The organism is Lewinella cohaerens DSM 23179 (assembly GCF_000379805.1).
GTDB lineage: Bacteria > Bacteroidota > Bacteroidia > Chitinophagales > Saprospiraceae > Lewinella > Lewinella cohaerens.
The window spans coordinates 69,915-96,260 of the sequence record NZ_KB903540.1 but is presented as its reverse complement, the minus strand read 5'-3'; the positions used below and the strand labels follow the sequence as shown (position 1 = coordinate 96,260).

The window sequence follows — 26,346 nt, the reverse complement described above, 5'->3', positions numbered from 1 at the left end:
TCTAGTCTATAATTTGTTCAATCAAGACCCGTTCTCCCTGCATCAAGAGGTTGTCTACAGGGATCTTTAACAAAACCTCTCGGCCCCAAGCCTGAACCGTAGGGTCGCGCCGCATTCGGACAGGCAGCTCGCGGATTTTGTTGCCCAAACCAATGATTTGACCACTGATAACATACTCCTGATCCTGGACGGAACGCACGACCAAGGTGTCTCCTAATGCTAGACTTGTCAGTTGGCCTTCAGGGATATAGGTCGTCACCTGATCAGGGTGCAGGCGGTAGATATTGAGGAGTGTTTCGCGCGCAGAGGGTTGTTCGCCAGGGACAAAATTGACTTTCCCAATAACTCCGTCGATGGGGGATTTAAGCTCCAGTGTCTGAAACTCGCGTTCTAACTCCGCTAGTTCCAGGTCTACCTTTTCCAGTTGTGCCGTCAGGCTATTCAGCTCAGCCTGGGTTTCTTTTTGCAGGTTGCCTTTTTGCAAGATATAAGGCTGGGCTACGGTTGCTTGTTCGGCACGGAGCGCAGCGATTTCTGGGGTCTCGCTATTTGTGGATGCACTGTTAGTATTAATACTTTCGAGGCCCTGAACCAGGCGGTCATTTTGTGCTTGTTCGGCAGTGAGTTGCGTAAGCTGATTTTCTAGTTCAAAAACAGCAGTTGTTTGGGCCTGGTCCAGTTCTTGGCGGCGATTTCGATTTTTGATCAGTATCTCGTCTCGCTCCGCGTTTAGTTGCTTCTTTTCTTGAATTAAACTGGCTCGGAGGAAAGGAATATTGGTGCGCTCCAATACCATTAATAATTGGCCGGCTTCCACGGCTTCGCCTTCCTTCACCAAGATGCGCTTGACCAATACAGCATACTCCAGGCTGAGGTCAATATCTTGGTTTTCGGCAATGCCATAAAAGGCGGTAGGTCGTTGCTGAATCTTTCGCGCTATTGGAACAAGAACGAGCAATCCAATCAACATCAGAACATATACTGGGTTGATTTTCATAAGACTAAAGCACTTCGGTTTGTTGTTTGCGGTTGATTTTTACGTTGAAAAGCACGCCAGTTCCTAAGATATCTTCCAGCAGGTTTTCCTCCTTGGCTTTTGATTTTAAGACCATTATATATTCGTAGCGAAAAAGCTCTCGTTCGGTAAACTCTTCCACCGAAAGTTGTAGCTGACTAAGCTCAATGCGTTCGCAATATCGAAGTAAGATGGTTTCGATATCTTTTTCATCAAAAGCATTTTCCCGATCGCGTTTAAAGCGGATACTTCCCAGTTGCTGGGTTTTTCCGAAAGGAGAATAGCGCAAGACAAAAGCAGCTCCACAAAAGGACATCATCCCCGCAAAGGCCGCATTAAAGCCATAAACACCACAAGCAATACCTGTAGCCAGCGCCGCAAACATAAAAATGATATTACGAGGATTGCTGATAGAAGTACGAAACCGGATAATAGCGAGCGCACCCAGCATGCCCAACCCTCGCGCCAAGCTGTCACCGATAGCATGCATAACGGTAGCTGCTACAATAGCACCCAAAATCATGGCTTGCAAAAAATGGTGAGAAAGCCGGATTTCGGCAGTCGTTTTCTCATAAGTAAAAGCCAGTAAGCACCCTAGAATGAAAGCCAGGAGCATGGCGTAGGCCGTGGAAATGAACGTAGGGTTAGCAACGTTGGTTTGAAAAAGGGAAAAGTCCATTGTTAGTATTTACGATAACTTGGCGCGCAAGTTAAATAAATGTAAAGAGTTTGTTTTCTATTTGTTATGTTATGACACCAAATCATTATATATCCTTTGACCAAAGCCCACTTATCTGAATTTTTTTTTTATAAATTAGGACTTTTACGTTTCATCGGGAATAAGAAGGGCTTTGAATAGCTCTACCTTCTACTACATACATTCGCTAAAAATCAATGTTCAAATGCTTATACGTACCTTTTTCTTACTACTTGTCAATTTCTTGTTTATTCAGGAAGCGGCCCTGCAAACAACGGAGCTTTCTCCTTTTTCCTATCTCGATGTTTTTGAGTTGGAATACGCCAGTGATCCACAAATTTCACCAGACGGTGAGCACATCGTCTATCGCAGAATGGGTTTTGATATCATGAAAGACCGCTCTGCCGGGCAACTCTGGATCATGGACGCCGACGGCAGTAATCACCAAAAATTAAGTACCAGAGAAGGTAGCGAGTCTTCACCACGTTGGTCACCCACCGGTGATCGCCTCGTGTTTACAAGTAGTACCGATGAAGGCTCTGAAATATATGTTTATTGGGTAAACACCAGCCGTATTGCCCGCTTGTCGCAGTTAGAGAACAGCCCCGGTAGCCTTAGTTGGTCTGCTGATGGCACCATGATCGCATTTACCATGATGGTCAACCAGTCACCGCCAGTAATTGCTAGAATGCCCGCCAAGCCCAAAGGTGCCAAGTGGGCGGATAGCCCTCGCATCACCGACCGCCTCAAGCATGAAGCCGATGGGCGTGGCTACCTAAAGCCAGGGTTTACCCACATTTTTGTCATTCCTGCCGAAGGGGGCAGCGCTCGTCAGTTGAGCAGTGGCGATTTCAACCATCGTGGGAGTCTTTCCTGGTCACCAGACGGGGAGTCGATTTACTTCTCTGCCAACCGCAACGAAGATTGGGAATACGATTTTCGCAACAGCGAGATATATCAATTAGCGGTAAATACCGGCGAAATTACTGCCCTTACAGAAAGAAAAGGCCCTGATTATAGCCCTCAAGCCTCGCCTGATGGCAATACCATCGCTTACCTCAGCTACGAAGATAAGGTGCAAGCCTACCAAGTGACCCATTTGTATTTGATGGATAAGAAGGGCGAAAACAAGCGCAATATTTCTGCAAATATCGACCGCAGTATCGGGGACATTCAATGGGCCAAAGACGGCAACGGGCTCTACTTTACCTACGACGATTGGGGCGACACAAAAATAGGGTACATCAGCACCAGTGGAGCACAAAAAGACTTGGCCAACCAAATGGGCGGCACCACGATCGGCCGGCCGTATGCCAGCGGCTCGTTTTCCGTCGCTACTGATGGAACCATCGCTTTTACACATACCAGTACCAGTAGGCCAGCCGATATTGCGCTTCTCAACAAAGGGCAAGCGGAACCCAAATTGCTCACCAAGCTGAACAATGACCTACTTACTTACCGAGAGCTAGGTCAGGTGGAAGAAGTAAAATACACTTCCACCTTCGACGGACGCACCATCCAGGGCTGGATCGTTAAACCACCAGCGTATGACCCGACCAAAAAGTATCCACTCTTGGTAGAAAATCACGGCGGCCCCATCCTCAATTACGGCGCTCGCTTCTCGGCGGAAATGCAACTTTATGCGGCGGCGGGCTACCTTGTGTTTTATCCCAACCCACGCGGAAGTACCGGCTATGGCGAAGAATTTGCCAATTTACTCTTCAATAATTACCCTGGCGAAGATTACCAGGATGTCATGGATGGCGTAGATTATTTACTGAAAGAAAACCTCATCGACGAAGACCAGCTCTACGTCACGGGTGGTAGCGCTGGTGGCATCATGACGGCCTGGATGGTCGGCAAAAACAATCGTTTCCGCGCGGCGGTCGTAGCCAAGCCAGTCGTCAATTGGATCAGCAAGACCCTGGTGGCAGATAACTATTACGGTTACGCCAACTACCGCATGAAGGGCCAGCCCTGGGAAAATGTCGAGGATTACTGGCGCTTCTCACCATTGTCATTGGTGGAAAACATCCAAACTCCCACCATGGTGATGGTAGGCATGAACGACCTCCGGACGCCACCAAGTGAAGCCAAACAGCTGTATCATGCCCTGAAATTGAGAAAAATAGAGACCGTTTTGGTAGAAATTCCTGGTGCTAGCCACGGCATCGCTTCTCGCCCTAGCAACCTGATCACCAAAATAGCCCACACCCTGGCTTGGTTCGAAACCTATTCCGGCAAGGAGGAAGAAGAAGGGGAGTAGTATTTTATGGGGCCATGCCTTCGTGCCTTGGCACCAGGCTGTCTGCCGCACTGCTCCATAGGGTCGGGTTTGAAACCCGACCCTATGGAGCAGTGCGGAACCCCATTTCTTGCCCTTAGTTCTCGACTAGAAAGTCGGTACGCCTCACGCTTCAGCCGTTGGCTTGAGCACGAGATAAGTTGAAATTAAAAGAATGAAAATAAATTTAATAGTAATTCGAAGCGATAAGCCCAAAGAGCTATCAGCGTTTTATGAGCAGATAGGAATGGTATTTGAATACCACCAACACGAGAAAGGACCGTGGCATTTTTCGGCGGAAATTGAAGGGACTGTATTTGAAATTTATACTTTGATGAAGAATCAAAAGACTTCAGACAGCTCCCTAAGATTGGGATTTACTATCGAAAATTTGGAGGAAACAATATCGAACCTAAAGAAGAATAAGGTTGAAATTCTCAGAGAGCCCAAAGATTCCCAATGGGGATACTTTGCCATCATTAAAGATTTAGATGGCCGAAAAATTGAGTTAAAAGAGAAATAAAAATCACCACATAGTCAAATTAGGTTTTCCTCAAAAAATCTATGTGACTATGTGGTGAAAATAAAAAACTACAAACTCCCAATCATATCCTCAGGTCGTACCCACTCGTCGAATTCTTCGGCGGTAAGGTAGCCCAATTCCAGGGCCGCAGCCTTAAGGGTCGTGTCGTCGTTATAGGCTTTCTTAGCGATTTTGGCCGCTTTATCGTAACCAATTTTGGTATTCAGTGCCGTCACCAGCATTAAGCTGTTGTTCAAGTGTTCCTTGATCCGCTTCTTGTTGGGTTCTATGCCAGCCGCACAATTGTCGTTAAAGCTGACTGCCGCATCACCAATCAAGCGAGCCGACATCAAGAAGTTGAAGATCATCATCGGCTTGAAGACGTTCAATTCAAAGTGGCCGGTCATACCGCCAACGTTAATAGCAACATCATTACCTACCACCTGAGCCATAGCCATCGTGAGGGCTTCCGACTGAGTAGGGTTGACCTTGCCCGGCATGATAGAAGACCCAGGCTCGTTGGCCGGAATGATAATCTCTCCAATACCAGAACGTGGCCCGGAAGAGATCATCCGAATATCGTTACCAATTTTCATCAAAGAACAAGCTACGGTCTTCAATGCACCGTGAGCTTCCACAATAGCATCATGCGCCGCGAGGGCTTCAAACTTATTCTCAGCGGTGACAAAAGGCAGCCCGGTGAGGTCTGCAATGTTTTTGGCAACCAATTCGGAGTATCCAGGAGGGGTGTTTAACCCTGTACCTACAGCAGTACCCCCAAGGGCAAGTTCTGCCAAGTGAGCAAGGGTGTTTTTGATCGCACGGATACCATGATTCAGCTGGCTTACATAACCACTGAACTCCTGTCCTAGCGTCAATGGAGTTGCATCCATAAAGTGAGTACGCCCAATTTTTACAACATCCTGGAGCGCTTCTGATTTTGCCTGAAGGGTGTCCCGAAGTTTTTCGAGGCCGGGCAGCGTCGTTTCCATAATGGCTGTGAATGCAGCAATATGCATAGCCGTAGGGAAAGTATCATTAGAAGATTGGCTCTTGTTGACATCGTCGTTGGGGTGGAGAACCTTGTCTGCATCCGTAAGTTTACCTCCCTGCATGACGTGGCCTCGATTGGCAACCACTTCATTGACGTTCATATTACTTTGCGTACCAGAACCTGTTTGCCAAACCACTAGCGGAAACTGATCATCTAGTTGTCCAGCAGTAATTTCGTCACAAACCTTACCGATGAGTTCCGATTTTTCGGCAGCAAGAACTCCGAGTTCAGCGTTGGTTTTAGCCGCAGCCTTTTTAAGAATAGCAAAAGCGCGGATAATTTCGATAGGCATTTGCTGCCCGCCAATGCGGAAATTTTCGAGAGAGCGTTGGGTCTGTGCTGCCCAGTACTTATCAGCAGGTACTTCTACGGGGCCAATACTATCATGTTCAGTACGAAATTGCATACGAGATGGAGGTTGGTTTTTTATTCAAATATAAAACGCGAAGGTAAGGATTTCGGTTTTGATTTCGATGGTGATTTATGTTTGTGAGAGGAGTCGTCATTGAGTGAGGTGTTTGAGCGAGGGCTGGCCCACCTCCGTCCTTTGGACGCCTCCGCCCGAGCGGAGGACAAGGCGGTCTATTTGCTAGCAGTTTCTGTGTTTGCGGAGAGTGGGCCGTTTGAGCGACGATGTTCTCTTTCGTGCCTTGGGAAGGAGCAAAGGACAGCACTCCCCTACTGTGTCCCGCTGGCAGGACCGGTTCGCAGAACCGAGGGTGGGCATTGACACCTCATTAACAATGCCGCTTGTGCAAAATCATGACCAACTGCATCTATCCACTCGAAATAAAAAACACCACTATGTATTTACGAAATATCCTTTTTATCGTAGCGCTGAGCACAAGTCTATTCGCTTGTTCGCAAGAAGCTGCCAGTTATGATTCCCAATCTGCTCCCAGCGAAATGGAAGAGTATAATGCTAAGAGCTACGAGGGCGATCAAGAACCTCCTCGTACTTCACAGACGTCGACCCCAGCACCGCCCAGCGAAGTACAAGAACGAGTGCTCCTCCGTACCGCCGAATGCCGAATGGAGGTCGTTGATATCAACCAACGCGTGAAAGCCATTGAGCGATTGGTAGAACAAAAAGCAGGCTACCTAGGCGATTTGAACTGGCAGCATTATTCCTATCAGGAACAAGTGTCGTTGAGCTTGCGCGTACCTGCCCAGGATTTTCAGTGGGTGCTGGACAGTATTATGAAGATGGCGGTTGAGGTCAACTATCAGCAAGTAACGACCCAGGATGTAACCGAGGAATATATTGATGTAAAAAGCCGCTTGAAGACCAAGAAGGCAGTGCGGGATCGTTACGAAGAAATTTTGCGTACAAAAGCAAAAACAGTGGAAGAAATCCTGCTAGCAGAAGAGCAAATCCGGCGCTTACAGGAAGAAATAGAGGCACAAGAAGGCCGCTTGCGCTACCTAACACAACGGTCAGCGATGAGTACTATTCAATTAGAGCTTTATGAGCAAAAAGAGGAACAGGCAGCCAGTCCATGGTGGAGTCGCTTCGGGGATGACATCGGTGACAGCCTTAGCTTCAGTGTATCGATCATCAAGAACCTGTTTTTGGGAATATTGAGTATTTGGCCTTTGTTATTACTACTTGGCGTATTGGTTTGGCGTAGAAAGGCCATTTGGAATAGATTGCGCCGCTAGAGCAGTATGTAAGTATAAAACGAAGAGAGGTTGAGTAAAGTCATGACTTTACTCAACCTCTTTTATAGCAATCAGGTAATGCGTAATTGCGCTTAGCGCATGAGCACCACGTCTCCTTTGTAGATCAAGGTTTCTCCGTCTGAGAAGAGGATTTCTGCCACGTAAATGTATACACCAGCGTTAAGCATTTCTCCACGGTGGCGACCATCCCAACCTTGGCCAGGACTGTTAGGTAAAAAGCCAAAGCCTTCGTACATGGATTCTCCCCAGCGGTTGAAAACATAGAAAGACTTGATTTCTACCACATCGCTATCGGTATAGATCATGAATATATCGTTGGTGCCATCATCATCTGGTGAGAAGGCATTAGGGATATATACACCGCGATCTTTTCGAACATACACATTCAACCGATCCGTGGCGGTACAGCCATTTTCATCGGTAACCGTTACTGCGTAAGCAACAGATTCTAAAGGCTTGATAAATGGAGTAGCACAATCGGCACAATCTTCAATAGGACCTCCAGACCACTCGTAAGTTACTACGGGGTAAGAAGTTTGTGCAAACAACTCCGTGCTTTCGCCATAAGCCAAGTCATCATCATCCACTTGAATGCTTACTGTCAGTTCTGGCGCTTGCTCAACAGTAGCAACCGTTTCGTAAGTACAGCCATTGATATCCTGTACGCTCACAAGGTGCTCACCGATACTCACATTGCCAAAGAAAGAGGCTGTAGTATAAGCTGCTCCATCAATGGAATAGAGGTATGGGCCATTGCCTCCCTCTACCAGCGGTACACTCACGATCCCTCCGAGATCATCGAAACAAGGAGGGGATTCTACAATTAGGCTCGCGGCTAATGGTGCAGGAGCTTCCAGTACGTCACTGGAGGTAATTGTACAGCCATTGGCGTCGGTCACAACCAAATCGTAAGCACCAGCAGCTAGGTCGCTGGCTGTTTCCGTTGTAGCACCATTACTCCAGGTATAACTGTATGGCGGTGTACCTCCGGTTACTGATGCAGTAAGGCTACCATCGGCAGCACCAGGGCAACTGAGTTCGTAAATACCAAAACTACTTGCTTCCAGTTGTAATGACATCGCTGTAGGTTGACCTACGTTGATGTTTAGTGTTGCAAAAACATCATTGGCATCCGTCACTTCAATCTGATATGCACCTGCAGGTAATCCGGGGATTTCCACAGTTACATCATTGTCATCAATAGTACCTGTGCCAGTTTGTGGACCAGCGATCGCATTCCAGGTATAAGAATAAGGAGGTGTACCAATGGTCATGGTAAAGCTAGCAGAACCATTTTCACCGCCATTACAATCATTATCCGTAAAGCTGGTTTCATAAATAAGCGTACAGGGCGCAACTACTAGATTTAGAATGACGGTACTGTCACAACCATCTACAGTAGTTAAATCAGCTTGAAAGGTTCCTGTCTGGTCATAATCAACACCACCTACAGTGAAGACATCGTTGAGACAAATATCCTCGTTGAGGGTAGTGACAAAGGTCTGATTAACGGTAAGCGCCAAATAAACGGTACTGTCACATCCTGTACTTGGCGAAGTCAACACAACAGTATAATCTCCAGTAGTTGTAAAGACCTCTGTTCCAACAGTATAGTCGGTGTCATCACAAATTTCCTCTGTTAGGAAGGTTTCAATTGGAGCCAAAACCGTAAGGTCTAAGGTCACAATAGAATCACAACCGAAAGAAGAGGTGAGAACATCCGTATAGGTTCCTGTCACGTCATAGGTAGATGAACCTACGGTGTAAGTTTCACCAGCACAGAGTGTCTCCGACAAGTCGGTACTCAATATAGGTAATACGGTCAATTCCAGCGTTACAAGTGAATCACATCCGTCTACGGTATTCATGAGCGTAGGCCAGGTTCCTGTCGTCGTATAGGTGCTGTCGCCAACCATCACCGACTCTCCATCACAGATGGTTTCGCTGATCATCTGGTCGAAGACGGGGTTTACTGTAAGGTCTAGGATGATAGTAGAGTCACAGCCCGTTACAACAGAAGAAATAAGCTCCTGGTGAATACCTGTTGTACTGTAATCTACACCACCGATGTTAAATACTTCCCCTTCACAAATTACTTCGGTCAATTGGGTCTCTAATAGCGGATTCACCGTGAGATCAAGGTAGACGATAGAGTCACAACCGCTCACAACGGAGGTGAGTACGTCTGTATATTGTCCTGTAGTCGTATAGGTATTAGTGCCTACGGTGATGGATTCACCATCACAGATAACTTCCGTTAATGGCGTTTCCGGTATCGGAATGACATTCAGGTTGAGTGTTACAATAGAATCACAACCCTCTGTTGTCGTAAGTGGAGTGAAAAAACTACCTGTCGTGGTATAGGTACTATCCCCAACCATGACAAACTCCCCATCACAAATCGTTTCCGAAATGGTGACATTTTCATTGGGATGCACCGTTAGGAAAAGCGTAATAACCGAATCACAACCAGTTACCTGAGAGGCGATGGTTTCAATATGCTCTCCCGTTGTACTATAAGGTACTCCGGCAATAGAGAAGCTTTCTCCTTGACAAAGTTCTTCAAAAAGCGTATCCCGCAAGATAGGATTAACAGTAAGGTTAAGGTTGACAACGGAATCACAACCATCTTGTGAGGTGAAGGTGTTTTGATACATCCCGGTCATGGTATAGGTGTCGGTGCCTACAGTATAAGATTCTCCCTCACAGCGATTAATACTGAGGTTAGTCTCATAGAAATCAGTGACAAACAGGTCAAGAATAATCGTACTGTCACAACCATCTACAGACAATAGGTCTACCATGTATTGTCCGGCTACCGTAAAGGTACTGTCCCCGACTGTATAAGATCCACTGTCACAGATAGAAGCATTAACAGGTGTATCAGGAATATCAACAACGGTCAAATTCAGGGTAATGACCGAATCACAACCAGATGCAGCATCTATTGTGGTGGTATAAATACCTGTTTGGTCGTAATCCGTTCCTCCAGCATTGAATACCTCGCCGGCACAGATGCGGGTGGTAATACTGCTAAATACGGTAGGTATAACCGTAAGACTAAGCTGAACAATACTATCACACCCTTCAAGGGTAATAAAGGCATCTTCGTAATCCCCGGTTAAGGTATAATTGTTTCCTCCTACGGTATAAGATTCTCCTTCACAGATGGTCTCATCGAGTATGTTGTAAATGGCATCCTCAACCAGTAGAGTTACCGATACGACGGAGTCACAACCAGCCGCAGACGGGAAAGTGTAGGTGTAATCACCTGCAACGGTAAGTTCATCGCCACCAATTTCAAAGCTTGTCCCTGTACAGATGGTAGGCGTGATAAAGGTTTCAATGATGGCAGTGACCGTCAGATCCAAATTTGCAATACTATCACATCCCAAGGGAGTAACAAGAGCACTAGTATAGCTACCTGGGTTCGTAAATACCTGACCATTGAAGTTGTACGACTCTCCTTCGCAAATAGTAATCTCTGTGAGGCTAACGGGCGGGTCTGTTACGGTTAAATTAAGGTTGACCGTAGAGTCACAACCATCGGCGGCTGTGAGCACAACAGTGTACATTCCTGTCATGTCAAAGGTTTCCGTCCCTACGGTATAAGATACTCCTTGGCAAATGGTCTCGTCTAGGTTAGTGACTATTGGATCGCCTACCGTGAGGTTAATCGTTGCCAAACTGTCACAACCACCAGCAGAGGTAAAAGTGAAATCAAAGGTGCCAGTTGCGTCAAGGGTCATTCCATCGACCATGATCGATTCTCCGTCGCAAAGCACGATATTTTCAGTACTGGTAATTTGATCGGAAACGGTCAAATTAATGGTTGTAATAGAATCACAGCCGTTAGATGCAGGTAAAGTGACAACATAAGTGTCTGTAGTGGAATAATCATTCCCCCCAAAGCTAAAGATCTCCCCAGCACAAATATTAGGGTTGAGCGTTTGTGTAAACACTGGTAATACGGTAAGCGTTAGACGGAAAATACTGTCACAGCCATTAGAAGCGGTATATGGCAAATCGTAAGTACCACTTGTAGTGAAGTCATTGCCATCGACGGTGTAGGTTTCGCCGTCACAGATAGAAGCTGCACCATCTTCGATGATGACACCTAAAACAGTGAGGTTAAGATTGACGATAGAATCGCAACCGTTATCTGCAACCAATGGTACAGCGTAATTACCCGTTGTTGAGAAGTTACTTGTTCCGACGGTGAAGGACTCCCCGTCACAAATGGTTTCGTTAAGCGTTTGTGAAACACTAGAGACCACCGTCAACGCGAGATTGGCGACACTATCACATCCGCTTGGTAGGGAAAAGACGTCCTGGTAATTTCCTGCTGCGGTATAATTGGTACCATTAAAGAGGTAACTTTCGCCAGTACATATCGTCGCACTGGTGAGGCTGCTAGGGCGTGGAAATACTTCGAGGAAAAGATCGACTAAAGAGTCACATCCTACTTCATCTGTTAGTTCGTAAAAGTAGCTGCCTCCTGTGGTTAGTTGGTCGCCGCCAATGGCGTAGCTATCTCCTTCACAGATGGATTCGACCAATAGTGTCGTTTCTTCCGTACCAATGACCGTAAGGTCGAGGTACACAACCGAGTCACAGCCGGTTGCTGGCGATTGTAATAAGACCTCGTAGGAGCCTTCTTCAGAGAATTCCTCGTTGCCCACCATAAAGAAGTCGTTCACACATATTTCTTCTTCAAGAAAAGTTTCGGCTATCGGGATGACATCAAGGGTAAGCTCAATGATCCGATCACAGTCGCCATTAACTGTAAGTACAATATCATAAACATCAGCCTCGGTATAGTCTTCGCCAGCAAGGCTGTATTCTTCACCTTCACAGATGATAGCATCTAATTGTTCTGGCACCGGAGGTACAACCTCAATGTCGACACAGCCTTCTACGCCTTCACTACATGGATNGTAGGGAAACACACACAGGGTGTAGATGCCAAGGTCTGTAGGGAACTGGATGGAAGATTGTTGATCTGTGGCTACTTGATCTCCATCGAGAGACCATATATAAGCTCCAGCACCAAAGACATCGTCTACGTCTACATCTAATACTCCACCTTGGCAAACGGTCAGGTCGGAGTTGATGTTTGGAACGTCCTGGTCTACATCAGGAGCAGTAGTACTACCATTGGTAACATCAATCGTAAAGTCACATACATCACCAAAAGCACCATCCAAAACGACGAAGTAAATTCCACCAACAGTGAGGCCGTTAGCCGTGAAGTTTTGAGTAGTATTATCAAATACCTGGTCATCACAATTACTGACTAAGTTAAAGTTGGCACAGTCGGTTGTATTGTAAATACCAATTTGCAAGCCTTCATTAGTACCATTGCCATCTTGGTCTACTGTACAATTAAAAACAGAGATGGCTAGTGTGAGGCTCGTAGAGTTGGCTACAAAACCGACCCATTGAGTATTGTGCAATTGGCCAGCACAGAATCCCGGAGGAGCTTCACCCAAACCAGGAAGCGAATTGGTACCACTATAGCCGTCGATGTCACAAATTACACAGGCATCGTCGCAAAAACTGGCCAATGTAATTTGTGTTTGATCCATACACTCTTCAATCTCCAGTTGTGCATAAGCTGCATTTACTCCCAGGCATGCAAACAAAAACAGTAAAAGTCTTCTCATTTTTCTCGATTATTCCTGTGTGAAAAATAGTTTTCTCAAAGGGGGCATCATTTGTTATCAATGATTTCACCTTTAATCACGCTCTGTTTATTTCTTTGATTTAGAGAAACAACAGTGTAATAAGCACCTAGGCTGTTGCCTAAATGCAGGTTTCATTTTGTTGGTTCACTTTATATTGGGGAAAGAGCTAAAGGGAAAATTCGGGTCTAAGGTAGATTCCCATCCGTTTTACCTTGCAAATATATAGATTGGTTATGTTTAATTTTTGCTGCCTGAGGATATTTCTCTTATAAAAGAAATATGCGAGACACACCCGGTGGCGAAAAGGGTGATGTTTAATTCTGCCTCTATAGTCTTTGGCCATTTATAGTGTTGTGACATTTAATTTCAATAGAATATTAAACGAGTAAAACAGGCCTTGGTTACATTTTTCAAGGAATATAAAAACATGCAAACTTTATATTACCCATTAATCATTGATAACCTGCCATGTAGTTGTTTTTTTCGTGACGGTTGATACTCAGAGGGTATTCGGATAAATATAATTAAATTCAGCTAGTAGTTAAAGTGATGTTTATTTTATCTATGTCACAAATACAAATAACTGACACATATATGTATAATTAATAAATATATATTTGTTCTGTATTCAGTCTGTAACAATATTGTGCTTAACCTACAAACACCAATGTCATGACTACTATCATGATCTGTTCTCACGTAGAACGACTTCAAGCGGAATATCACATGAAAAGTTGATCGCCTTAAGTACTTTACTTTGGGCGATTTTTTTTGCCCCTAATGGATATTGACCTTAGGGTGTACTTACAGATACAGGTAATACCTTCCCGTTAAAAAAATGGTGACCTTCTCTTAAAAACCAAGCGACCATTTCTCCCATCTTTTCACTACTTACTGGAGCTTCAAAGCCAGGAAAAGCAGTTGCAAGCATTTCTGTTTGTACGGCACCAGGTGCCAGACAGTTACATCGAATATTATTGGATTTCCATTCTTCTGCCAAGCATTCCGTTAAGTTTGCCAGAGCAGCCTTGCTTGCACTGTATGCAATTAATCCAGGGAATTTTGAACTTCCCTGATAGCCGCCCATACTTCCTATGTTAAGGATGTGGGTACTTTTCATAATGGGGTAAAGTCCTTGTAACAAGCGCACGACTGCAAAGAAATTAACATCAAACGTCTGCTGCCAAGTTGCTGCTGTTGAATCGAGGAAGGATGCTTTTAGCAAAAGCCCGGCATTGTTGACCAGTCCATGCAAATAACCAAAAGGTTTGATCCATTCTGCAATATCGGCAACGTCAACATTTCCAAGGTCCGCAGCCATCACCTCCACATTAGCGTGACCGTATTGATCTCGGGCAGTATCAACAAGTAGCGCCAAGCCTTTAGAATTACGACTTAAAGCGAAGATTTGATCATTGGGCTGGCTAGCCAACGCTAGGGCAGTAGCAAAGCCTATTCCTTGGCTGGCGCCAGTAACGAGATAGTTCATAGCAGGTTTTTATAAAAAAATCAACTTCTTGGCCGGAGGCATACCTCCTCCAAAATTTCATTGGGTGGCAAAAGAATTAACTGTGCCGCTAGAGCGGCTACTCTATCTGCGTCTAATAGTAAATTTGGATCGATAGCTATACCATCCCACGAGCTGGTAAAGGTCGCTCCAGGTCTAAGGAGGGATGTGCGAATGTTTGTTTCCGCAAGTTCCTTACGCAGTTGACGGTGCCAGGCTTCCAGGGTCTGTTTACTCAAAGCGTAGGCTGCAAGATCTGTTGGCCAGTCCGTAGAGGCTACAGATCCAATGGTGAGGATATTTGCGAGTGCTGGTTTTTTCAACAATGGTAAGCAGGCGCGAGTGATGCGGTGAGCACTCAGTACGTTGGTGGCAAGAAAGTGTTCTAGTTGGTCGTCAGGCCCTTCTAAGAGTGTACCGGGCGCAAAAATTCCCAAATTATGTACCAGCGCATCAAGCTGTGAACAATATTCTTTAAGATATGCTCCCCAAGCTTGGCAGTCTTTGGCCAAGCTGAGGTTGCCTGCAAACGTCAGCAGGGGGAGCCAATCATTGGTTTTCCATTCGTCTTGTAATTGGATCAGGGCTGCTGCTGAGCGAGCCGCAATGGCAACTTGCCAGCCATTTTCAGCAAAACGTTTTGCGATGGCCAAGCCAATACCCCTGCTGCCCCCACTGATGGCAATTACCTGCTGGGGCGTACTTTTTGTTGACAATTATTTGACTTTTTGTTAGCGAAGTACAACCTCTGCTTCAACAATGTTGTTGAGAGGAGTGGAACAAAAATAGGCAAGTACCGCTTATTAAACGTGATTGCAAAGGGTTAAAAGCTGAAACCATGATGATTTCTGCTGCCTATCTGCTTGCTTTTACCTAATTTTACCGTTCCGCTTAAAACAGACCCTCGAAATTTCAGCATGATTATTAATCGTTTTTTAGCTCACGTTGGTAGGTACTTCCAGTTGTTAGGAACAGCTATTGCCCGCCCTGAGAAAGCCTCCATGTACTATCGAGAGACGATGCGTCAGATGAATGATATCGGCGTGGGCTCATTGGTGATTGTAGTACTCATCGCCGTTTTTATTGGTGCAGTAACAGCTATACAATTCGCTTATCAGTTGCAGGATAGTTTTGTGCCTCGTTACTACATTGGATACATTGTTAGAGATACTACCATCATTGAATTGGCACCTACTATTACCTGTTTGGTATTAGCTGGCAAGGTCGGGTCGAACCTTGCTGCCGAAATTGGGGGGATGCGTCAAAAGGAACATATTGATGCAATGGAGATCATGGGCGTGAATACCGCCGCGTATCTGATTATGCCCAAAATAATTGGTGCCTTAATTATGATCCCTATGCTGGTGGCTATTGCCGCTTTTGTAAGTATTCTTGGTGGGTATTTAGCTACGGTGCCAGTAGGCTTAATCTCGCATTCTGAATATGAATTGGGCGTACGTTCCTACTTTATTCCGTACAATATCACCTTGATGTTTATCAAGTCTTTCGTCTTTGCCTTTATTCTTACTTCTGTTCCTTGTTATCAGGGCTATTATGTAAAGGGTGGCAGTATCGAACTTGGCCGCGCAAGTACCAATGCTGTGGTGTTCAGTGATATCCTTATCCTTCTATTTGACTACCTGATTGCCGTAGTTTTCACCTAATAAGCTCCTCAAAAAATGATCAGAACTGAAAACTTAATCAAGGCGTTTGGTGATACTACCGTTTTAAAAGGGATCACTACGGAGTTTTACCCAGGAAAGACCAACCTTATTATTGGCCGCTCAGGAGCAGGTAAAACTGTACTTCTGAAACTTTTGGTTGGCCTACACAAACCTACGGATGGTTGTGTTTGGTATGGCGATACAGACTTTTTCTCTCTGGATAAAAAGGCAGTACGTGCTATTCGTATGGAAGTGGGGATGCTTTTTCAGGCTTCTGCATTGTTTGATTCCATGACGGTAGAAGAAAATGTGCGCTTCCCGCTTGATATGTTTACCAACATGACGGCAAAAGAAAAATTGATGCAAGTCAATAGTTGCTTAGAGCGTGTGAGCCTGGAGGGAGCCAATAAGAAATATCCCTCTGAGACGAGTGGTGGGATGCAAAAACGAGTAGGTATCGCCAGGGCTATCGTCCTTGACCCTAAGTACCTCTTTTGCGATGAGCCAAACTCTGGCCTTGATCCTAAAACCTCAATCGTTATTGATGAGTTGATCAAAGACATTACCGTCGAAAAAAATATTACTACAGTCATCAATACGCACGATATGAACTCTGTGATGGAGGTTGGTGATAATATTATCCTTTTGTATAAAGGAGAAATAACCTGGAGAGGTAGTAAGGAAGACGTATTGGAAAGTGATAATGAATACCTACAGGACTTTATTTTTGCCAGTCCGTTCCTACAACGTTTACGGGCTCGTGCTTTGGGGAAATAGTATCGTTTTTTTTGTCTTTATTTTTTTTGCATCATTATTTGTAAAATCAGCGCTTTTCCTATCTTTGCGAAACTTTTGGAAGAAGAAAGAAGTTTCTTCATCAGAATACAATTGCCCAGGTGGTGAAATTGGTAGACACGCCAGCTTGAGGGGCTGGTGCTCGCAAGGGCATGCAGGTTCAAGTCCTGTTCTGGGCACACCAATAATAAAAGCGGCGTTCAACTTCAGTTGAGCGCCGCTTTTTCTTTGCAGTAACACTGCGCTTTAATTAAAGGTCAAATCCAATGTCCTTTCTATAGTAAACACCGTCAAACTCAATCTTGGCTGCATTCGCTAAAGAAGTCTCTAGGGCATCTTGGAACGTTTCTCCATAAGACGTTACTGCTAAAACACGGCCACCGTTGGTCAATAACTGTCCGGATTCCTCACGAACACCTGCTTGGAATACAAGGCTTCCTTCTACCTTCTCCAATCCTGTGATAGCTTTGCCTTTTTCGTAACTGCCGGGGTAACCACCAGAAACTAGAATAACAGAAGCAACAGAACGTTCGTCGATCTCGATAGCTACTTTCCCCAACTCTCCGGCAGCAGTAGCACGGCATAATTCTACAAGGTCAGTCTTTAAGCGTGGGAATACCGATTGGGTTTCCNGGTCGCCCATCCGGCAGTTGTATTCAATAACGAAAGGTTCGTCTTCTACACTGATGAGGCCAATGAAAACAACGCCACGGTAGCCTAATTGCTGTTGTTGTAAGCCTTCGATGGTAGGCTTGATGATTCGGTCTTCAACTTTCTGCATCATCTCTTCATCAACAAAAGGAGGATGTGAAACAGAGCCCATGCCTCCTGTGTTAAGTCCCGTATCTCCAGCACCAATACGCTTATAATCCTTTGCGACCGGCAAGACCTTGTAGTCTTTGCCATCGGTGAAAACAAATACAGAAAATTCTATTCCGGAAAGGAACTCCTCGACAACAACAGTTGCTGATGCTTCTCCAAACTTCCCTTCCAGCATAGCTCGAAGTTCTGCCTGGGCTTCCATAACATCATCGAGAATCAATACCCCCTTGCCCGCGGCTAAGCCATCTGCTTTTAGAACATAAGGAGCGGGTTGCTCAGTGAGGTAATTCAATCCATCTTCCAGTTGGTCAACGGTGAATTCCCGATAGGCAGCCGTAGGAATATCCTGATCATCCATAAAGGCTTTGGCAAAAGCCTTACTGCCCTCTAGCTGCGCACCTGCTTGGCTTGGCCCCATAAATAGGACCTCCTTCAAATCAGTATCAGCAGCAAAATAATCCTGAATTCCTCGAACAAGAGGTTCCTCAGGGCCGCAGATGACCAGATCGACTTGGTTTTCCAATACGGCAGCCTTGACTGCGGGGAAATCATTTGGATTGATTGCGAGGTTAATGCCATGTTGCTTTGTCCCGGCATTACCTGGAGCAATAAATAAGGCTTGGCAAGCTGGGCTTTGGCTTAGTTTCCAGGCGAAGGCGTGTTCGCGGCCGCCATTACCCAAAAGTAGAATTCGCATACTGTTGCTTGGTATTTTTTATTTTTTGCGCAGTGCATTTGTGCGAAGATAGTTGTTGTGCAAAAAACAAAAACCTTGTAAAATGTTTCTTTTTAAAACAATTTGGTTTAAATTTGCATTATTACTTTGAGGTCCAGCATTTTTCTGTGACCAGTATTCAAAAGAAATCAGCCATGAAAAATGAAACACGTTCGTTCGTGCTGGGCAGGCTATGGCCTGTACTGAGCCAACATTGGTTTAAAATAGGGCTCGTCTTCCTCGCGCTTTATGCGGTACTCAGTAAAGACTTGTCTTTTAATATTAACATCCAGGCTCCTGAAAACCCTGCTACTCAGCCACTGGAGGAGTACCAAAGTCGTCGTCAAGTAAGAAAGGAAACACTTACCGATAATGGTGAAATTCAGCCCCAAGCGACCAATCGGTTTAACTTTCTTCCTTCTTGGGGAACAGATGATTCCAAATACTTAATTCTACGACTAAATCGAATAGAAGAAACACAAGTCGATGAGTTTATTCAACGCTTTTCTCATGTAGCAGAAGCCGAGCAGGAAAAATTTGGTATCCCTGCCAGTATTACGCTTGCTCATAGTCTATTGTATAGCCAGGCCGGACTTAATCCTTTGGTGGGTAAGGGGAATAATTACTTCTGTCTACCCTGCACCGATGATTGGCAGGGCCAAACCCAAGATGGTGAGAAAGGAGAATGTTTGCGTCGTTATGACAATGCGTGGATGAGTTTCCGAGACCACAGTTTATTCTATACAACTGGTCAGCACGCCAGTTTGCGCCAGTTGTCTGGAAAACCCTACCGAACTTGGGCTAAAGCCTTGGAGCAAAGCCCTGTCAATACCACTAAAAGGCTGGCAGAGCAACTTTTGGAGCTCATCGATAAGTTTCAATTGGGACGGTTTGATGCTTAGTCTAATCCCTCAAACTTATACTTGTAGTATTCGACACCGGCACCGTATACCCAGCCGTCGCGACCTTTCTCATTACGGATTTTCACCCAGGGCTCAACAGCAGTGATGGTGCCCAGCTTGATGGAGTCTCGCGTGAGGGTAACTTCATTAAGGAACTTAACCTCCTCGTATAGCTTTAGCCGGCTGAGGATCTCAAAATTAAGACCTGGCCCTTTGCGCATGGCCAAGTTCTCGATGGTAACATAAAGAGGAGTGACTCTTTCCCGAATCAATTGCATCTGCCCGCCACGCAGGGTATCACGTTGAACGCTGTTATCTGCCGGTGGCGGTGGTGGAGTATTCGTCTGGGTAGCTTCCAATAAAGCTGCCAGGCTGTCTGCCCGAGCGGTAGCCTCGTTGGTGATTTGTTCTGTTTCGGCTTCTGCTGTACTTCGGTTGCAGCTGCGGCTGGCCCATACAAAGAAGATCAATAAGAGCACACCGAACAAAATGAACTGTGCTTTTACCAGACGCGGAGCTTTTTCTTGGGCCATTTTACCAACATTTAGTACTTAAACGATTATTATTTATACCAAAATTAGTAATTTTATGCATTAATAAAACGCGCCGAAAGGGATTATCAGCGGTAATTCATCTTTTTCATAGGTTTTCTACCCCATTTCCGGCCATTGATCAACATTTATGGAAAATCTACTTTATCAAGTAGCACTTTCCCTCATTGAGGGGGTAGGTCCTATTACCGCACGTCTATTACTTTCTCATTTTGGTGATGCAAGGTCTATTTTCGAGGCCCGTCCACGCGAGTTGGCTGCATTTTCGGGCATCACAGAAACGATCGCCCGGAGTATTTGCCAGGGTGAAGCACTTCGACTGGCTGAGCGGCAGTTGCATTGGATTGAACGCTACCATATTACACCCTTGTTTATCAAAGACCCTGATTACCCGGAACGACTCCGCCGGATAGATCAGGCTCCAATTCTTTTGTACTACAAAGGGAGTTGCCCATTTAATAATTTACGCACGGTCGGTATTATTGGCACTCGGCAACCNTCTACTCAAGGCCTGATTCAAGTAGAAAGGTTGGTGGAAGAGTTGGCTCCTTATCAGCCTATGATCATTTCAGGGCTTGCCTATGGCATTGATATTGCGGCGCATCGTGCAGCCCTCCAGTACCAGCTACCCACAATAGGTGTATTAGGGCATGGTTTACAGCACCTTTATCCTGCTCGCCATAAAAAAGTGGCTCAGGCTATGCTTGAAAACGGTGGCTTACTCACGGAATATCCCTTTACAACCAAAGCTGATCCCCGCCATTTTCCAATGCGAAATAGGATTGTAGCTGGCCTTTGCGACGCGCTCATTGTCGTAGAAACAGCCCGTAAAGGAGGCTCCATCATCACAGTGGAATACGCCAATAGTTTTAATCGTGATGTATTTGCAGTCCCTGGTCGTTTACATGATAAGACCTCAGCTGGCTGCAATTGGCTCATCAAAACCCATAAAGCTGCTCTCCTGGAATCCGCTAGCGATATAGGTTATGTCATGCGCTGGGATGCACACAACAAACCTCCTGCAGAACAGCTTCAACTCTTTGAAACCTTAAGTGAAGATGAAAAATTAGTCGTAGCTTTGCTAAAGGAACATGAAAATCTAGCTATCGATCGCTTAAGCATTGATTCCCAGTTACCAGCAGGCACTTTGGCCACCGTTTTATTGGAAATAGAATGTAAAGGATTGATACGCACCTTGCCCGGTAAACGCTACATGTTGATAAGATAAAAGCTTCGTTTGACATTTCTTTATCAACTAAAATTATTGAACATGCTTAAATGGAGTATTGCTTTTCTGACTGCAGTTTGTTGCCTGGGGAGTGCCTGCGAGTCTTCGAAAACAACTACTAACACGAGAACACCTACAACTACGGTTAGTAGGAGCCCTAAACTTAGTCCGGCCCAACGGCCCACTAATATTATTTTAATGATTGGCGATGGTATGGGCCTTACCCAAATAACCGCTGGTATGTATAGCAATGGCAATATGTTGAACTTGGAAAGGTTTCCCGTTATTGGCTTGCATAAATCCTACAGTTCAGACAACCTGATAACAGATTCAGCTGCAGGGGCGACAGCTTTCAGCGCAGGTCAGAAAACGTATAATGGTGCGATAGGGGTTGACAATGATTCTACAGCACTTTATACTATACTTGAAGAAGCTGAAGCCAATGGCCTCGCTACGGGGATGGTTTCTACCTCTACCATTGTACATGCTACACCTGCTTCTTTCATCGCACATCAGGCGCAGCGTAGCTACTATGAAGCCATTGCAGCTGATTTTCTTAAAACAGATATAGACTTGTTTATTGGAGGAGGGAAGAAATACTTTGACCGCAGAGACGATGAGCGAGATTTACTTACTGAATTCAAAGCCAAAGGCTATCAGGTGAGTCATTATTTCGAGCAATCATTGGATAAAGTCAATGTAAATTACCAAACAAATTTTGCGTACCTCACGGCTGATAGTGACCCCCTAACGGTGGAACAAGGACGCACCTACCTGAAGCCCGCTAGTGTTATGGCTTGTGACTTCTTGGATAAGCATATCAAAGACGCTGGCTTTTTTCTAATGATCGAAGGAGCGCAGATCGACTGGGGTGGTCATGCCAATAATTCTCAGTACATCATTACCGAGATGATTGACTTTGATAATACGATTGGAGCAGTATTGGATTTCGCTGCCAAGGACGGAAACACACTCGTGATTGTTACTGCCGATCATGAAACCGGGGGGTATGCCATCAATCCAGGATCCACCCATGACAGTATTATCGGGGCATTTACCAGTGATTACCATACAGCGGCACTTATTCCTGTATTTGCTTACGGCCCTGGTTCAGAGCTGTTCAATGGTATCTACGAGAATACCGAAATCTACTACAAAATGAGAGATGCTTTTGGTTTTATGAATAAACCAACGGAGTAGTAAGGAAGGCCTGCTACTTATTGGCCCGCCCTTGAGAATACTCCGTGAAAACCCGATCTACGGGCTCCCATAGTTCTATCTTATTGCCTTCAGGGTCAAGCAAATGAACGAATTTTCCGTAATCATATACGGCGATTTCATCTAGCATCTCGTGGCCAGAGGCTTGGAGTTGCTCCACCAGGGCTTCGATGTTTTCGACCCGGTAGTTGATCATAAATGGGCTTTTCGATGGTTTGAAATGATCGGAATTTCGTGACATGGTTGACCATTGGAGGTAAGCAACCTTATCAGGATCCGTAGCTTTGCGGAATTCAAACAAGGCTCCGTATTCATCGGTTGTTAAACCGAAGTTTTCAGCATACCATTCTCGCATTTTATTGGGATCGTCGCACTGAAAAAAGACGCCACCAATGCCGGTAATTCTTCCTTTTGCCATCATTTTTGTTTTTGCTAAGCTTGGCTAAAGTCAAGCTTAGCGACTGGTTTCTACATCAAGAACCTCTCCTCCGTTAACCAACGTCAAAGTACCTTCTTGTTGGCCGTTCTTTTCTACGCGAATCCCTTGCCAGGTACCCCCACAGTCTTGGTGGAGATAACCACCATCAATAATGAGCTCGCCGCCGGGCTGAATGGTCACCAATCCATCCGCTGGGATCGATACTCGGCAGCGGATAGTCAACCGTGCCCCAGTAGCAATCGTCAGATTCCCGTGAAGATCATGCATGCTGGGCCAATCGACCTCGTCCCGGATCGTCATATCCATCTCAGGGTTCCGGGTACACCAACGAGGTTCTAGGAATTGCCTTTGCAGGTATCGGGAGTTTGCAAATCGGCGATTCACTTTCGCTATTTGGCAAGGTGTCCACGCCAATTGGAGCGAATTGTAATCCATCACATTATTGGATGCCAGCGTATCACAGCCTGGCCCAGAGCCCGTACTATAACAGCGATTAGGGTGTACCGGCGTATCGTCGCACCCATCCCCACGGCTCCAGGCGTGGCTAATACCCAAAATATGCCCCACCTCGTGGTTGATCACACCCCGGTAGCGCCAGTGCGTGTTTTTAGGATCACGGGCAAAGTCTTCTTTCCAGGGAGCCGCAACTTTTAGCGCGTTTCGCAGCGCTACACCTACGTTGTCAGCCTGATAAGTAGGCGAAGCCACACTATCGGGCTGATGTGGCATCATGAAAAAATTGAGGACCGTATCCAGTTGCACACCGTATTTGTCAAATACGGTACGGTCGTACAAGTTGGAATCTTTTTTACGAAAATGTACGTAGTAGTAAAGAGAATCGTCATAATGATAGTAGATGCCATCATCCTCCGGATCACCTGGTCTACCGGTAAGCACATAGCGAAAATTGATGGGATGCACCGGCGTAGTATTACCGATGGGCAGGAACATTTTCTTGTTGTTTTCCAACGCATAATTCATCGCGTCTACAATCCTTCGCGTGTGTGCTTTCGCTTCCTGTTCGGGAACATTCTGCTGCCCGTCTTCACTGTTCATCCAGTGGATGTTTATCCGGATATACTGCATAGGATAATCCTCCAAGCGGGTGGTGTCTATGATGTAATTATCCTGGCTGGTACAAGGATCGCGGGGATCTACTCGTCGATTTTGAGGAGTAGCGTCAAAAGCGGTGGGCAGAATGCCCATTTCTTCGGCTGAAAGTAAGCGAGATTCTAGCTTAGGAGAACAGGTAAAGATTCCCAAAATAATCATCGGAAGGATTAAAGCCACCCACTTTATGTTGAAATGTATCATCATGGTGTATATCTGAAAACAATTATGCCCCATCAAATTCAACTGCTTGAACCACTAATACATTGTATTGCCATTCAGGCTTTCGTCTGGAATTTGTTGCATAGCATCCCAATGTTCAACGATTTTCCCTTGAGTATCAAATCGAAAAAAGTCCATGGTTACGTACTCGTCATTTCCTGGCCAAACCTGGTGCGTGTGCAGAGCCACCAAGTCTCCTTCACTGATGGCACGTACAAATTCAATTGATTTGTCAGGATACTCCGCCTGCATTTTTTCAAAGTAGGAAATAAAAGGTTCAGGCCCATTACCTACCAGTGGATTGTGCTGGATGTATTCCGCCCCGACGTAAAGCTCCACTGCTTTGCGAGGGTTACCTTCGTATGCCATTTTGTAAAAGGCAATTGCATTTTCTTTGTTGGTCAACATTGGTATGAGTTTATTTTTTTGCAGAACGTTGAGCAGCAGCAAAAGATTTTTTTGCCCATACAGCTAGAAGTGTACAGTCTTCTAATATTTCAGCAGGAACTTCCCAGTAGGGCATTCCTTTTTTCTTCGTTTTTGAAGCATATGGCTGCACCCCTAGGTTTTCAAAGTCGGCTTGGTTGTGTTCGTCTACTTTGAGTCGAAAGATATCACTTCCAATCATACCAAACATTAGCCCTTCGTGAAAGATGCCAATACCTCCAAACATTTTCTTTAACTCCACTGTGCCGAATTCTGAGAGTTGTTCTTCTACATAGGTAACGTATGTTGGATTGACGGCCATGTACTTTATTTCTCTGAATTACTTCCCTTCTAATATTTGTTGGTTTACCAACTTCCGCCAGCACCACCGCCGCCGAAGCTACCGCCGCCAAAACCGCCGAAGCCGCCGCCACCGAAGCCGCCAAAACCACCACCGCCACTACTGCCTCCGCCACCACCACGTGACCAACCTCCTCCTCCGGGAAAGATAATTGTACGTCCGCGACGACGATGCCGCCGCTCTGGCATATCATAACGACCGCCACGATAATAACCGCCATCGTCATCATCGTCATCATTGTGCGTAAGCCAAGAGATTACCACGATCAGGAGGATTAGGAATACAATGATGATCCAACCTGGGACACTCTCTTTATTGTTGCTACTGAAACCATCTCCTTCATACTCGCCACGCCCCAGGTCCATGATAGCGTCGGTAGCCCGATCCAAGCCTTGGTAGTAATTTCCGGAACGAAAAGCCGGAACAATAATATTTTCAATGATTCTTTTAGCCGTGATATCTGGTAGGAAGCCCTCTGTGCCTTGACCGGTTTGAATTCGCACCTGGCGGTCTTGTTTTGAAACATAGATGAGAATACCGTTGTCATTTCCTGCTCCGCCAATGCCCCATTTGGTTGCCAATCGCTGAGCATACTGAAAAGAATCGTCTCCTTCCAGCGATTCTTCGGTGACAATGACGATCTGTGTAGAAGTTTCTCCTACGTAGTCGCGCAGTTTATCCCCCAAGGCAACGACCTGCGAACGATTGAGCAACCCTGCATAATCATTAATCAGGTACTGAGTGGGTTCTGGTACCTGCTTTTGCCCCGTAAGGGAAGGTACTAGTAGTAATACCCCTGCGAGAAGTAACAAAAAACGAATTTGGAATAACTGTTTGATCTCTTTCACTTTTATATGATCCTATTCTATGGACGATAAATTATACGATAGTAACTTATCTCAAAGAAGTCTACTTATCAAATGTTTTCGACAAGCCTTTGGTTGTCTTAGCCTAAATGCTCGTCGTTATTTCCATAGGAAATATCATCTGATAGCTCGTTTTTATCCTCTTTTTCGTAAGGGAAATAGGCTTTTAGTTTCTCCCCAATGAGATTGATAGCTGCGACAAGCCCGGCACAAAAAGCACCCTTTTTAAAGTAACCTGCCAGCAGATCGCGTTCGCTTTCCCAAAAATCACCTTCGACAACCTTGTCAATGCCTTCGTCACCAATGATCGCAAATTGCTTTTGCTCGGGGGCTAATAAAATAAGCACGCCATTGCGATCTTGTGTTTTGTGCATACCTAGTCGAAAGAAAGTGCGCTTGGCTTCTTCCAAAGCTTCCTTGCGGGGATTTTCCTCCAGGTGTACTCGGATTTCTCCGGAAGTCTGCATCTCCGCCCGGCGGATGGCCGCAATAATCAAGGTTTCTTCTTCGGGCTTAAAGAATTTAATCATAGTTATAAGGTCAGATTGTAAAGTATTGCGCAAAAAATCAATTTTCC

22 protein-coding genes and 1 tRNA gene are annotated in these 26,346 nt (G+C 45.5%); 9 read left to right on the top strand and 14 right to left on the bottom strand.

Annotated elements, in window-relative coordinates; translation table 11 throughout:
- Window position 1 precedes the first annotated feature (1 nt).
- Together A3EU_RS0110175 and A3EU_RS32690 are read right to left on the bottom strand one after the other, a co-directional pair.
- Window positions 2-997 (bottom strand): HlyD family secretion protein, encoded by a 996-nt coding sequence (locus A3EU_RS0110175; protein WP_020536053.1) that lies wholly within the window; start codon window positions 995-997, stop codon window positions 2-4.
- 4 nt (window positions 998-1,001) lie between these two features.
- Entirely contained in the window at window positions 1,002-1,694 is a 693-nt protein-coding gene (locus A3EU_RS32690; protein ID WP_020536052.1) for a DUF4956 domain-containing protein, read from the bottom strand.
- Window positions 1,695-1,917: 223 nt separating this feature from the next.
- Between A3EU_RS32690 and A3EU_RS0110165 the strand changes: the two genes are divergently transcribed.
- Window positions 1,918-3,978: a S9 family peptidase gene (locus A3EU_RS0110165; protein WP_020536051.1), complete on the top strand. Its 2,061-nt coding sequence runs from the start codon at window positions 1,918-1,920 to the stop codon at window positions 3,976-3,978.
- A 193-nt stretch (window positions 3,979-4,171) separates the two neighbouring features.
- Window positions 4,172-4,519: a VOC family protein gene (locus tag A3EU_RS0110160; protein WP_020536050.1), complete on the top strand. Its 348-nt coding sequence runs from the start codon at window positions 4,172-4,174 to the stop codon at window positions 4,517-4,519.
- Window positions 4,520-4,587: 68 nt separating this feature from the next.
- Here A3EU_RS0110160 and fumC read toward each other — a convergent pair whose 3' ends face one another.
- On the bottom strand, window positions 4,588-5,979 hold the full coding sequence (fumC, locus tag A3EU_RS0110155; protein WP_020536049.1) for a class II fumarate hydratase: 1,392 nt from the start codon (window positions 5,977-5,979) through the stop codon (window positions 4,588-4,590).
- Between the two features lie 398 nt (window positions 5,980-6,377).
- On the opposite strand from fumC, the gene A3EU_RS0110150 reads away from it, so the two are divergent.
- Entirely contained in the window at window positions 6,378-7,235 is an 858-nt protein-coding gene (locus A3EU_RS0110150; RefSeq protein WP_020536048.1) for a DUF4349 domain-containing protein, read from the top strand.
- A 92-nt stretch (window positions 7,236-7,327) separates the two neighbouring features.
- Here A3EU_RS0110150 and A3EU_RS35485 read toward each other — a convergent pair whose 3' ends face one another.
- The 3 genes from A3EU_RS35485 to A3EU_RS0110135 all read right to left on the bottom strand — a co-directional run bounded on the left by A3EU_RS35485 (window position 7,328) and on the right by A3EU_RS0110135 (window position 15,166).
- Window positions 7,328-9,124, bottom strand: a complete 1,797-nt coding sequence (locus A3EU_RS35485) for a T9SS type B sorting domain-containing protein (protein ID WP_425412674.1) — start codon at window positions 9,122-9,124, stop codon at window positions 7,328-7,330.
- Window positions 9,125-13,736: 4,612 nt separating this feature from the next.
- Window positions 13,737-14,432 carry an SDR family oxidoreductase gene (locus tag A3EU_RS0110140; RefSeq protein ID WP_020536046.1) on the bottom strand — a complete coding sequence of 232 codons (696 nt, stop codon included), beginning with the start codon at window positions 14,430-14,432 and terminating at the stop codon, window positions 13,737-13,739.
- A gap of 20 nt (window positions 14,433-14,452) precedes the next feature.
- Window positions 14,453-15,166, bottom strand: a complete 714-nt coding sequence (locus tag A3EU_RS0110135; protein WP_020536045.1) for an SDR family oxidoreductase — start codon at window positions 15,164-15,166, stop codon at window positions 14,453-14,455.
- Window positions 15,167-15,367: 201 nt separating this feature from the next.
- On the opposite strand from A3EU_RS0110135, the gene A3EU_RS0110130 reads away from it, so the two are divergent.
- The 3 genes from A3EU_RS0110130 (at window position 15,368) to A3EU_RS0110120 (ending at window position 17,088) form a co-directional block, all read left to right on the top strand.
- Window positions 15,368-16,114, top strand: coding sequence for an MlaE family ABC transporter permease (locus A3EU_RS0110130; RefSeq protein ID WP_020536044.1), 747 nt, complete (start codon window positions 15,368-15,370; stop codon window positions 16,112-16,114).
- 15 nt (window positions 16,115-16,129) lie between these two features.
- Entirely contained in the window at window positions 16,130-16,891 is a 762-nt protein-coding gene (locus A3EU_RS0110125) for an ABC transporter ATP-binding protein (protein WP_020536043.1), read from the top strand.
- A gap of 113 nt (window positions 16,892-17,004) precedes the next feature.
- Window positions 17,005-17,088: transfer RNA gene (locus A3EU_RS0110120), tRNA-Leu, on the top strand.
- Window positions 17,089-17,159: 71 nt separating this feature from the next.
- On the opposite strand, the gene purD is transcribed toward A3EU_RS0110120, so the two are convergent.
- Complete coding sequence (purD, locus tag A3EU_RS0110115; protein ID WP_020536042.1) at window positions 17,160-18,428, bottom strand: phosphoribosylamine--glycine ligase; 1,269 nt, start codon at window positions 18,426-18,428, stop codon at window positions 17,160-17,162.
- Window positions 18,429-18,601: 173 nt separating this feature from the next.
- Here purD and A3EU_RS32685 point away from each other — a divergent pair, with 173 nt between their 5' ends.
- Entirely contained in the window at window positions 18,602-19,348 is a 747-nt protein-coding gene (locus tag A3EU_RS32685; protein ID WP_156825721.1) for a glucosaminidase domain-containing protein, read from the top strand.
- Here A3EU_RS32685 and A3EU_RS32680 read toward each other — a convergent pair.
- On the bottom strand, window positions 19,345-19,881 hold the full coding sequence (locus tag A3EU_RS32680; RefSeq protein WP_020536040.1) for an SH3 domain-containing protein: 537 nt from the start codon (window positions 19,879-19,881) through the stop codon (window positions 19,345-19,347). The two genes, A3EU_RS32685 and A3EU_RS32680, sit on opposite strands and share 4 nt — an antisense overlap.
- Window positions 19,882-20,029: 148 nt before the next feature.
- Between A3EU_RS32680 and dprA the strand changes: the two genes are divergently transcribed.
- On the top strand, window positions 20,030-21,127 hold the full coding sequence (dprA, locus tag A3EU_RS0110100) for a DNA-processing protein DprA (RefSeq protein WP_020536039.1): 1,098 nt from the start codon (window positions 20,030-20,032) through the stop codon (window positions 21,125-21,127).
- A gap of 42 nt (window positions 21,128-21,169) precedes the next feature.
- Window positions 21,170-22,327 (top strand): alkaline phosphatase, encoded by a 1,158-nt coding sequence (locus tag A3EU_RS0110095; protein WP_245569349.1) that lies wholly within the window; start codon window positions 21,170-21,172, stop codon window positions 22,325-22,327.
- Window positions 22,328-22,340: 13 nt separating this feature from the next.
- On the opposite strand, the gene A3EU_RS30000 is transcribed toward A3EU_RS0110095, so the two are convergent.
- From A3EU_RS30000 to A3EU_RS0110065, 6 genes are all read right to left on the bottom strand, one after another.
- Window positions 22,341-22,766 (bottom strand): VOC family protein, encoded by a 426-nt coding sequence (locus A3EU_RS30000; RefSeq protein WP_245569348.1) that lies wholly within the window; start codon window positions 22,764-22,766, stop codon window positions 22,341-22,343.
- A 33-nt stretch (window positions 22,767-22,799) separates the two neighbouring features.
- Window positions 22,800-24,101 (bottom strand): M43 family zinc metalloprotease, encoded by a 1,302-nt coding sequence (locus tag A3EU_RS0110085; protein ID WP_169433338.1) that lies wholly within the window; start codon window positions 24,099-24,101, stop codon window positions 22,800-22,802.
- Between the two features lie 51 nt (window positions 24,102-24,152).
- Window positions 24,153-24,524, bottom strand: a complete 372-nt coding sequence (locus A3EU_RS0110080) for a nuclear transport factor 2 family protein (protein WP_020536035.1) — start codon at window positions 24,522-24,524, stop codon at window positions 24,153-24,155.
- A gap of 10 nt (window positions 24,525-24,534) precedes the next feature.
- Complete coding sequence (locus A3EU_RS0110075; protein ID WP_020536034.1) at window positions 24,535-24,864, bottom strand: TfoX/Sxy family protein; 330 nt, start codon at window positions 24,862-24,864, stop codon at window positions 24,535-24,537.
- A gap of 44 nt (window positions 24,865-24,908) precedes the next feature.
- Window positions 24,909-25,751 carry a TPM domain-containing protein gene (locus A3EU_RS0110070; protein ID WP_020536033.1) on the bottom strand — a complete coding sequence of 281 codons (843 nt, stop codon included), beginning with the start codon at window positions 25,749-25,751 and terminating at the stop codon, window positions 24,909-24,911.
- 98 nt (window positions 25,752-25,849) lie between these two features.
- Window positions 25,850-26,299 (bottom strand): TPM domain-containing protein, encoded by a 450-nt coding sequence (locus tag A3EU_RS0110065; protein ID WP_044085675.1) that lies wholly within the window; start codon window positions 26,297-26,299, stop codon window positions 25,850-25,852.
- Between the last annotated feature and the right edge of the window lie 47 nt (window positions 26,300-26,346).